The sequence below is a fragment of the Rhizobacter sp. P2_H3 genome, assembly GCF_056403355.1.
Map to the genome: position 1 here is coordinate 1 of NZ_JBFUFQ010000420.1, position 2,434 is coordinate 2,434.

The 2,434-nt window shown below is 69.7% G+C and carries 2 protein-coding genes; both read left to right on the forward strand.

Annotated elements, in window-relative coordinates; genetic code table 11:
• On the forward strand, positions 1 to 760 hold a 760-nt coding region (locus AC1D1T_RS31800), incomplete at its 5' end, for a MipA/OmpV family protein (RefSeq protein ID WP_477993356.1).
• A 13-nt stretch (positions 761 to 773) separates the two neighbouring features.
• Positions 774 to 2,165 (forward strand): patatin-like phospholipase family protein, encoded by a 1,392-nt coding sequence (locus AC1D1T_RS31805; RefSeq protein ID WP_477827428.1) that lies wholly within the window; start codon positions 774 to 776, stop codon positions 2,163 to 2,165.
• Positions 2,166 to 2,434 lie beyond the last annotated feature (269 nt).

Sequence of the window (2,434 nt, forward strand, 5' to 3'; positions counted from 1 at the left end):
GCTCTACGAGCTGTTGTTCGGCGGACGGATGGCGCGCTGGTTGGCCCCGCCCTTGCTCGCGCTGCCGCTCATGCTCACCGCGGCAGGGCCGGCTCATTCCGCCGAGCCCGGCCTGAGCGGCGACGTCGGTGTCGGTGCGACGCGCGCGCAGACGCAGGTGCTCGGCGCGCCCGCCAAGACCGACGCCCTGCCCTACCTGAACGTCGAGTACGGCCCCCTGTTCGCCCGCGTCGACAGCTTCGGCATCCAGGTCCTTCCGCTCGGCTACGGCCACGTCGAGCTCGTCAGCCAGTACCGCAGCGATGGCTACGATTCGACGCTGCTGAGCCGGCGCCACGACTCCGTGCCACTGGGCCTGGGCACGCTGCAGATCACGCCCATCGGCGCGTTCGGGCTGCAGGTGCTGCATGACCTGGGCAAGTCCGGCGGCAACCTCGTACAGGCACGCTACCTGGCCGAGCTGCCGCTGGGGCGGGYCACCGTCTACCCGGAGCTGGGCGTCGAATACCAGTCGCGGGCCTACGCCGGCTACTATCGCGGCACCACCGACGCCGATGCAGCCGTGCTCGGCAGCGCCTACCAACCCGGATCCGCCTTGAACCCTTCCATCGGCGCCATGATCGAGACGCGGCTCGTGGACCGCTGGTACCTCAACGCCTACGTCCGGCGGACCTTTGCCGACCGTTCCATCTCGCGCAGCCCGCTGGTCGCCAGGGGCCCGGTGAGTTCGCTGCTGATGGCCGTGAGCTACCGCTTCTGAGGCCGGGACCGACATGCACCTGAGACCGCTGCGGGCGCCGAGCCTGCGTTGCTGGCTGGCGGTGTCGATCATCGCCCTGGCGACCGGCTGCTCATCGGTCCAGCCCTGGCAGAACGCCCCGGCCCGGCCGGGGCAGCCGGCCCCCGAGGCCCCGCAGCGCTCCATCGTTGCGGCGCTCACGCTGTCGGGCGGCGGGGCCCGTGCCGCCGCCTTCGGCCTCGGCGTGCTTCGCGAGTTGAAGGACACGCGCTTCGACTGGGACGGCCACCCGACCACGCTGTTCGACGAGATCAGCCTGGTCAGCGGGGTGTCGGGCGGCAGCATCCTGGCCGCGCATTTCGCGGCCTTCGGCGACGAGACGCTGACGCGCTTCGAGCCCGAGTTCCTGCTCGATCATGTCGAGGCCGACCTGATCACGACGGCACTCACGCCCCGGGGGCTGTATCGCCTCGGTTCCCCGTGGTTCGGCCGCAGCCACCTGCTGGCCGAGCGGCTCGACCGGCTGTACGGCGGCCGCACCTTTGGCGACCTGGCGAAGCGCAAGCGCGCCCCCGACCTGCTGGTGACCGCGACCGACCTGACCACTGGCGCGCCGTTCGAGTTCTCACCCAAGCAGTTCGAGCTGATCTGCTCGGACCTCTCCAGCGTGCCCTTGTCGTTTGCGGTCGCGTCGTCGTCGGCGGTACCGATCCTGCTGACGCCGATGACGCTGCGCAACTACGCCGGCCAGTGCCCGGCGCCCCCTCTGGCGGCCCCGCCGACCGGCAGCGGCGACAGCTTTCGTGCCCGGGTGCTGCAAGCCACGGCGCGCAGCTACCTCGATGCCCACGAACGCCCTTTCCTGCACCTCGTCGACGGTGGGGTGTCCGACAACCTGGGCGTGCGGTCCTTGATCGACCAGGTGGTGGCCGGCGGTTCGTTCCAGGCGACCTTCCGCGGTGCTGCGCCCGGGTCGATCCGTCAATTGCTGCTGATCGCCGTGAACTCGGAGCGCGACCTGGCCGAACGCATCGACCGCAGCGACCGGGTGCCGAGCACCGGCCAGGTGATGGATGCGCTGCTGTTCGGTGCCGGCGCCCGCGAGACGCAGGTGACGCTGGCGATGCTCGATGAAGACGTGCAGCGCTGGAGTCGCGAGCTTCACGCCCAGCGCGGCGTCCAGGGCAGCCCGTTCGCGGCCGATGCGCAGATCAACGTGATCAGCATCAGCCTGCGTGACATCGACGACCCGGCGTTGCGACGCAGCGTGCTGCAAGTACCGACGGCCTTCACGATCGCGCCGCAGGACGTGGAGCGGCTGCAGGAGGCGGGGCGGGCCGCATTGCGCGGCTCGGCGGAGTTCCAGCGCCTGCGCCGCAGCCTGGGGGCAGCGTCAGCTTCCGAGGACATGCCTTCAGCGCCGTAGCGCCGAAAGACAGTTGAGGACCACGTCCGTCAGCCGCGAACCACTCCCACTGGATGATCAATCGGCATGGTGCCTCCCTCTGTACAGACGAGATAAAGGCCGTGCCTCACTACGAATACCGTCACACGTACCGTTGCTGACTGACCGCCTTGCAGCGGTTGCGGCCGGTCAGCGGGAGACTTCGAATGTCCGCTCACCGCGGCACTGCTGACACTGAGAGGCGCCCTCGGCAACGCTGGATGGAAAGCGGTTCGTCTGCGCCTCGACCT